The following is a 7,545-nucleotide window of genomic DNA, read 5'->3' on the forward strand; positions in this document are numbered from 1 at the left end:
CTCCCAGCCTGTTCGGCCCATCGCAGACTCGTTTATTTAATTGACGCTCCTAAGCTCTCAATCCATGTACTGTCAGCCTTTGCGGCAGGCCGGTGGGGCAACTGTCGGCTAAAGATCCATTCGCCAGGCACTTTTCGGTCAAATCGACCAAAATACGACCTTCTTTGGGCGCTGTGAAGCTAAATTCCGGGGCTTAGGCAATAAAAATGAGCGGCAATTTCGGGTATGCTACTTCATCCGAAGGGTGAAAAGGTGCTTTAAACGTCCTATACGCCTCAATTCGCCTTCAACGTGCCGGTAGCCGTACAAAATCGAAGCGGCAAAGGTGTGTGGCAAGTAAAAGGCGTCATGCTATTCATTTTTATCACTGACTTTTTGATAATGATGCTGAATGCTTTGCTGTCAGCTATCTATTTCTTTTAGACTACTCTATCGACAAGGCTTAGGAGACTTCTACCATGATTAAAGCATATGCAGCGTTTGAAGCAGGTGGTGAACTAAAACCATTCGAATACGATCCTGGTGATTTACCAGACGACCAAGNTGAAATTGCCGTCGAGCACTGCGGCATTTGCCACAGTGACCTAAGCATGCTCAACAACGAATGGGGAATGACCCAATACCCTTTTGTGCCCGGGCATGAGGTGATCGGCAAAGTGAACGCCATCGGTAAGCGCGTTAAGTCGATTCAAATTGGACAGACTGTCGGCTTAGGCTGGCACTCTGGCTACTGCATGAGCTGCTCGTCCTGCCATAGCGGCGACCATAACCTTTGCGCTTCAGCCCAAGGAACCATCATCGGTCATCACGGCGGATTTGCTGACAAGGTACGCGCGGAAGAAAGTAGCGTCGTTGCCTTACCCGAGGGTTTTGAAGAGCCTTCAGCCGCCCCTTTGTTTTGTGCTGGCGTGACCGTTTTCAATCCACTTGTTGAATACAACATTAAACCCATCGACACCGTTGGCGTCATTGGGATTGGTGGACTAGGCCACTTAGCCCTACAGTTTTTACGTGCCTGGGGCTGTGAAGTCTGGGCCTTTACCTCATCTGAAGCTAAAAAAGCTGAAGCCCTAGAGCTTGGTGCGCACTATACCGTTGACTCCAAAAACCCTGACGAACTCAACGCTCTGGCCGGCAAGTTTGACTTGGTCTTATCCACCGTTAATGTGAAACTCAAATGGAACCAATACGTCAATACACTCGCCCCCAAGGGCAAGCTACATTTTGTCGGTGCGACACTTGAGCCTTTAGATCTTAACGTATTTTCATTGATGGCCGGTCAACGCTCAGTGTCTAGCTCTCCTGTTGGGAGTCCGCAAGCACTGCGCAATATGTTGTCATTTGCAAAGCGACACGACATTAAACCCAAGGTTGAGCACTTCAAGTTCGACCAAGTCAATGAAGCGATAGCCAGACTTGAGAGTGGCAAGGCGCATTACCGAATTGTCTTAAGCAAATAGGAAATTAGAATGTCCAAAGTTAGTATCGATTTCCCGGATTACGCTCACTTCTCGATGTCGCAATCAGTTCGGATACAGGACGTAAATTACCGTAAGCACCTCGGCCATGACAAATTAGTCTCGATGATTCATGAAGCCAGGGCTGCTTTTTTTGAATCGATAGGTATATGTGAACTTGAAGACAGCGCTCAAGGCTACATTCTGGCAGACCTGCAAGTCATGTATATCGACGAGGCTTTTTTTGGTGATGAATTGGTATTTGATATTGCTGTCACGGAGGTGTCGAATAGAAGCTGCCAAATGCTCTACCGAGTCAGCAAAGCCACAGATGACAAAGATAAGCCAAAAATCATTACCTTGGCAAAGACCGGTGTGGTTTTCTATGACTATGAGCAAAGAAAGGCAATTTCAGTGCCGCAGAGTATTGTAGTGTTCTAATTTCTGCATCAGTTAATTTTCCAGGTAATCGACGTCTCTGCATAAGGGGTAACTCCTAAATCGAACTGAGAATTACCCCCAATTTACCCCCTAATAAAAATATGCAAGGGGTAAAGCATGACTGAATCTGACGCAATTGACCGGATATGAACGTACCTGAAAGGCGACAACCTACGCTAAGCCACTGTAAATATTGGACTTTGACAGTACTTGACTGTAATTGAATGAATCTGACTGAAATGAGTATGGTGCCCGGGGCCGGAATCGAACCGGCACGTCCCGAAGGACGACAGATTTTAAGTCTGTTGCGTCTACCAATTTCGCCACCCGGGCTTTGGGGGCTTTTACATTTAACACCAAAGGGATGCTAAATGGAGGCGCGAGCCGGAGTCGAACCGGCCTACGTGGATTTGCAATCCAGTGCATAACCGCTTTGCTATCGCGCCTTTAAACTTGTACTAAACAAGAGCTTCAAATTCTACCATAGGATTGCAGCAATCCAGTGCACTCTTGTTAATCGGGCAGAGCCCTAAGCGCTTTGCTATCGCGCCTTTAAACTTGTACTAAACAAGAGCTTCAAATTCTACCGTAGGATTGCAGCAATCCAGTGCACTCTTGTTAATCGGGCAGAGCCCTAAGCGCTTTGCTATCGCGCCTTTAAACTACACCGTAAACTATATCGATAAATCTTTATAGTCCACTAACAAAAAACCTCGGATAAATCCGAGGTTTTTTAGAATTTGGAGCGGGAAACGAGATTCGAACTCGCGACCCCAACCTTGGCAAGGTTGTGCTCTACCAGCTGAGCTATTCCCGCAGATCACTTCATATTTCATTGCAACACTCTAGTAAAAAACAACTTTTCGTTGCCTGTGTTGCTGAAGTGGCGCATATATTAACGGATTCGATTTAAGAGTCAAGCAATGTTTAAGAGAATAATTCACTTTTTTTCAGCTATCTATTTTCCGAGAAGCAGATCGATTATTTTTTATACCAAAGCAGTAATACTTACTCCGCTTCTAACTCTCTTCAGAGAATAAGTGCTCCCACGATGCTGTGAGATATTGGTACATTGACCATAGCGTAAGAATCGATGCGAAGTATATAAGGCCAATCCCAGACCAATAAAACCAGTCAGATTCAGGGCCTAGCAACAACAGCATAATGGAGCCCATCTGGCACATAGTTTTTAGCTTACCGATGAACGACACCGCAACATTATCACGTTTGCCCTGCTCTGCCATCCACTCTCGCAAGGCTGAAACGACAATTTCACGCCCAATAATAATCATCGCTGGAATCGTCACCCAGACAGAGTAATAGCTTTCGATTATCACCGCCAAGGACATTGCCACCATCAGTTTATCTGCGACTGGATCAAGAAAAGCACCAAAGGGTGTAGTCTGGTTCCACTTTCTTGCCAGGTAGCCATCAAGATAATCCGTACAACCTGCAATAAAAAATAACGCTGCAGCTAAGATGGCACTCGATTCTATCGGCAAGTAATACGCTACGACAAAAACCGGAATAAGAACAATTCTGGAAACGGTAAGGATATTTGGTAAATTCATGAAAACTTCTAGCTGCCTTAGTAATACTTTATTTACGAGCTATGGAGCGTCAAATAGATATGCTCTGCCAAACTCGTGCTAATTCCTGATACTTTTGCTATTTCTTCGGTCGACGCCTTTTTGATATTCGAGACGCTACCAAAATACTGCAGCAACGCTTTTCGCCTCTTAGCCCCTACCCCTTCAATATTCTCTAACGTTGATTGACGCCTTGCCTTATCTCTACGATTCCGGTGCCCGGTAATCGCAAAGCGGTGGGCTTCGTCCCGTATTTGCTGAATTAAATGCAACCCCGGATTATCAGAAGCACAGTCTATCGTTTTTAAGTGGCCAGCCTTTTCAGGTATTAGCAATGTTTCAAAGCCGGGTTTACGCGTAACACCCTTGGCAACGCCAATTACATTAAGATCTGACAAGTTTAACCTGTCGAAGACCTCAAGTGCCAGATTTAGTTGACCTTTGCCACCATCAATTAAAATCAGGTCTGGTCGTTTATCGGGGTTATCTTTCAATGCCTTGTAGCGCCTTTCCAGTGTCTGACGCATTGCAGCGTAGTCATCCCCTCCGGTAATACCTTCAATATTATAGGTCCGATAGTCCGACTTCATTGGCCCCGCCTCATTAAAGACAACACAGGAGCCCACTGTTTTTTCACCTGAGCTGTGGCTAATATCAAAGCACTCCATGCGTTTGGGTCGATCCTCAAGCTGCAGTAGTTCCGCCAGAGCATCGAACTTATGAAACATGTTTTCTTTATTAGCCAAGTGCGTTTGCAGGGCATTTTCTGCATTCGTGCTCGCTAGCTTAAGCCATTGCGCCTTTAATTGTTTCACCTTGGTAGAGATTTTCACCTTCTTACCAACTACCTGCTCGATGGCTTCGGTAATCAATGCCTGATTACTCAATGATTCGTTTAGAACAATCTCTCCCGGAATATCTCTAGACTCATTCTGGCCAATATAATATTGCTCGACAAAGCTCGACAGCATTTCATTATTGCTCATCTCCAGAGACAACTTGGGGAAGTAGTTCTTATGGCCAAGAATTCGCCCGTTACGCACATAAAGCATTGATGCTACAACCGAGCCGCCTTTTGCTACGAGTACAACTACATCCAGGCTCTGCGTCCCACCCTCGGCAGACTGGCTTTCCTGAACATGTCGAAGATGCTCAATCTGATCTCTTATCTCTGCGGCCTCTTCGAACTTAAGCTCTATAGAAGCCTGCTCCATTTGCGAAATAAGCCTACGGATTAATTCAGGACTCTTTCCCTGCAGAAACATCTCAACACTTTTAACATCTTCCAGGTACTCTTCGTGACTAACCAAACCGACACACGGAGCTTTGCAGCGTTTTATCTGATACTGAAGACAAGGGCGAGAGCGGTTGTTGTAATAGCTATCATGACATTGGCGAACCTTGAAGATTTTCTCAAGCATGTTCAGGCTTTCTTTTACTGAACCAGAGCTTGGAAAGGGCCCGAAATAACGTCCAACCTTCCCTTTGCTACGCGCCCTTTTCATGGATAATGAAGGGTATTCTTTATCGCTTGCCAAATAGATATAGGGGTAAGACTTATCATCTCGCAAGAGAATATTGTACGGGGGCTTAAGGGTCTTTATCTGATTCTGTTCTAGAATCAGCGCTTCTGTCTCGCTACGGGTTAGCGTGACTTCTATTTTAGCGATTTTGCTGACTAGCGATTGAGTCTTAAGAGACAAACCCTGACGAGCAAAATAACTGGAAACACGTTTTTTGAGATGCTTTGCCTTACCAACATACAGTATGCTTCCGTCACTACCATACATACGGTAGACTCCCGGACTTGTAGTCAATCCAGATAAAAAGCTTTTAGAGTCAAATGAGGAAGATTCTGAGAAGGATTCTTGCAGATCAATTGGGTCGGTCGACATCTAACAAACCATTTCGCACAGCAAGCAAGGTCAATTCAACATCACTGGTGATATCCAGCTTTTCAAATATCCGATAGCGATAACTATTTACTGTCTTTGGGCTCAGACAAAGCTTGTCTGATATGCTCTGAACTTTCTGGCAATCCATAATCATCGTGGCAATCTGCAGTTCTCGCTCAGACAAACTGTCAAAAGGAGACGAGTTCGCTTTACCTAAGGCCATAGCCTGTGCAATATCAGGGCTAATATAACGCTCGCCGCTATGAACTTGCTTGATTGCCTTGATCATCTCAGAAATATGGCTGTTCTTCGAAACATATGCCGAAGCACCCGATTCTAAAACGTGGCTTGGGTAAGGATCATCAATACAAGCTGTTACAACTACGACTTTTGTTTGCTCATTTTGACGCTTTAGCCTTCGTGTTGCCTCTAGCCCACCAATGCCGGGCATTTTGAGGTCCATCAAGACAACGTCAGGGGAATGTTCGCGCGCTTTGCTTAAAGCATCTTCACCAGAAGATGCTTCACCGACTACCTCAATCGCACCGTCATCAAGCAACATACGCGCAATACCTGCACGAATCAGATCATGATCATCAACGACTAAGACTTTTATCAAAATAAATCACCCGCGAAAGCAACTAGAATTGTTAGACAATGAACGCGGAGATTATACAGCAATGCTTGTTAGTTTTGGTGACGAATTCAAGGTTTTCATCTTAAACCCCTGAGAATCAAGCCATTGAGAAGCTTCAAATTCACTCAAGCATACCGACGTTGCATAGGGGTGCTTAACCTTGAATATTTCTTCGAACTGATAGAGCAAGTGACTTCGGTTATTGCTACTAAATACAACAGCAATAGCCTTCATTCCTTTAATATAAGACCAAGCATTAAGCGCCTTTAGTGTTTCGATTTGAAACGACTCGGATAGAAGCATATCCATGCCCTTTAAGTTGATCACACAAGCCCACTCTCGGGTAAAATAGCGGTGAACCAAACGTTTATAACTAGCGACATAGTCTAAGGTATTCCCCTCATTCCATGTTCCAAGCATATCGATCGTCAAGATATCGTGCTTTGCATCGATCACAAAATTGGTTGTCTCTATGCGGCTCCCGCCTTCAACGCTAGAATTCGGGGATGAAGTATATGTAGACATGGCCTTTCTCAACATTCAATTACAATTCACACAGTACTTAACAAAAGTGTATGTCATCACAGCAATATAGCGAGTTTTACCAACAAAAAAACATAAATAAATTTAAATCAGGCATAAAAGCCATACTTTTAGAAGTACTTCACTAACTCCAGCTCTAAATAGTCTTCATCTCTTAGACCGTAAGTTTTCAATTGGTCGTCACTTTCGGCACCGTGAAACACGCGCGCTTCAATATTCAACTTAAGATCGCTCGCCAGTCGCTTGTTCGCCTCGAATGAAAACATCAATTCCTCAGTACGTGGATCAAAAATGACGCCCGTTAGGATTTCAGAGGAGTCTTCATCATTAAAGGCATAACGCCAACCGGCAAAAATATCTCGTTCAAAAGCGTGAGTTGCGTGCTCTTTACGGTCATCAAACATATATTCCAACACCCACCCCAGATCAGCAGAGCTTTCGAAAATACCCACTTGGGTATATTCAAAGCCAAATACTGCGGCGCTATATCGACCTTTTCTACCAAGAGCATCACCAAAGCCGGAATTGGTGATACCTTCAAACTTTAATAGCCAAGAGTCATAAATATATTGAAGTTCAATACCAGTCTGATCGATAAGATGATAATGAGGAACTAACTCAGAAAACGTAGCATTCGGGCGGAAACTGGCTTCACGACTCGTGCCGGAAAAATGAGATAAAGCAAACTCTAATTCACCGACATAATGTGAATAACGGACAGCAAAGTCACTATGCCATTCTTGTGCACCCGATGCATAGCTTGCTTCATCATTACTTACCGGCAAAGGGCTTGCAGATAAGCGACCATCTTCGCCAACGAAGGTTCTTTCGCGAAAGTACGGTAACCAGAAAAGGTCAATCGTTCCCCAGTCTCGCTCTAATGAAAACTTAAGCATCGCCTGACCGAGCTTGTCTTCGCCATCGGGGTTTTCAACACTGTCGCTTTGATTAACGATATCAACGAGATGCATAGATTCTGTGAC

At 44.6% G+C, this 7,545-nt stretch carries 7 protein-coding genes and 3 tRNA genes; 2 read left to right on the top strand and 8 right to left on the bottom strand.

Annotation, left to right across the window (positions count from 1 at the left end):
• Positions 1 to 458: 458 nt before the first annotated feature.
• Together A3766_RS14100 and A3766_RS14105 are read left to right on the top strand one after the other, a co-directional pair.
• Positions 459 to 1,460, top strand: coding sequence for an NAD(P)-dependent alcohol dehydrogenase (locus tag A3766_RS14100; RefSeq protein WP_068642385.1), 1,002 nt, complete (start codon positions 459 to 461; stop codon positions 1,458 to 1,460).
• Positions 1,461 to 1,469: 9 nt separating this feature from the next.
• Positions 1,470 to 1,898 carry a thioesterase family protein gene (locus tag A3766_RS14105; protein ID WP_068514211.1) on the top strand — a complete coding sequence of 143 codons (429 nt, stop codon included), beginning with the start codon at positions 1,470 to 1,472 and terminating at the stop codon, positions 1,896 to 1,898.
• Between the two features lie 246 nt (positions 1,899 to 2,144).
• On the opposite strand, the gene A3766_RS14110 is transcribed toward A3766_RS14105, so the two are convergent.
• The 8 genes from A3766_RS14110 to A3766_RS14145 form a co-directional block, all read right to left on the bottom strand.
• Positions 2,145 to 2,231, bottom strand: a tRNA-Leu gene (locus A3766_RS14110).
• A gap of 39 nt (positions 2,232 to 2,270) precedes the next feature.
• A tRNA-Cys gene (locus A3766_RS14115) sits at positions 2,271 to 2,344 on the bottom strand.
• A gap of 295 nt (positions 2,345 to 2,639) precedes the next feature.
• Positions 2,640 to 2,715, bottom strand: a tRNA-Gly gene (locus A3766_RS14120).
• A 202-nt stretch (positions 2,716 to 2,917) separates the two neighbouring features.
• Entirely contained in the window at positions 2,918 to 3,469 is a 552-nt protein-coding gene (gene pgsA, locus A3766_RS14125) for a CDP-diacylglycerol--glycerol-3-phosphate 3-phosphatidyltransferase (RefSeq protein ID WP_068515797.1), read from the bottom strand.
• 32 nt (positions 3,470 to 3,501) lie between these two features.
• Positions 3,502 to 5,382 (bottom strand): excinuclease ABC subunit UvrC, encoded by a 1,881-nt coding sequence (gene uvrC, locus A3766_RS14130; RefSeq protein ID WP_068515799.1) that lies wholly within the window; start codon positions 5,380 to 5,382, stop codon positions 3,502 to 3,504.
• Entirely contained in the window at positions 5,363 to 6,001 is a 639-nt protein-coding gene (uvrY, locus tag A3766_RS14135; RefSeq protein WP_068515802.1) for a UvrY/SirA/GacA family response regulator transcription factor, read from the bottom strand. The genes uvrC and uvrY overlap by 20 nt, the downstream gene beginning before the upstream one ends.
• 51 nt (positions 6,002 to 6,052) lie before the next feature.
• Positions 6,053 to 6,544 (bottom strand): hypothetical protein, encoded by a 492-nt coding sequence (locus A3766_RS14140; protein ID WP_068515805.1) that lies wholly within the window; start codon positions 6,542 to 6,544, stop codon positions 6,053 to 6,055.
• Between the two features lie 128 nt (positions 6,545 to 6,672).
• On the bottom strand, positions 6,673 to 7,545 hold an 873-nt coding region (locus A3766_RS14145), incomplete at its 5' end, for a hypothetical protein (RefSeq protein ID WP_231882904.1).

Source organism: Oleiphilus sp. HI0132, assembly GCF_001635845.1.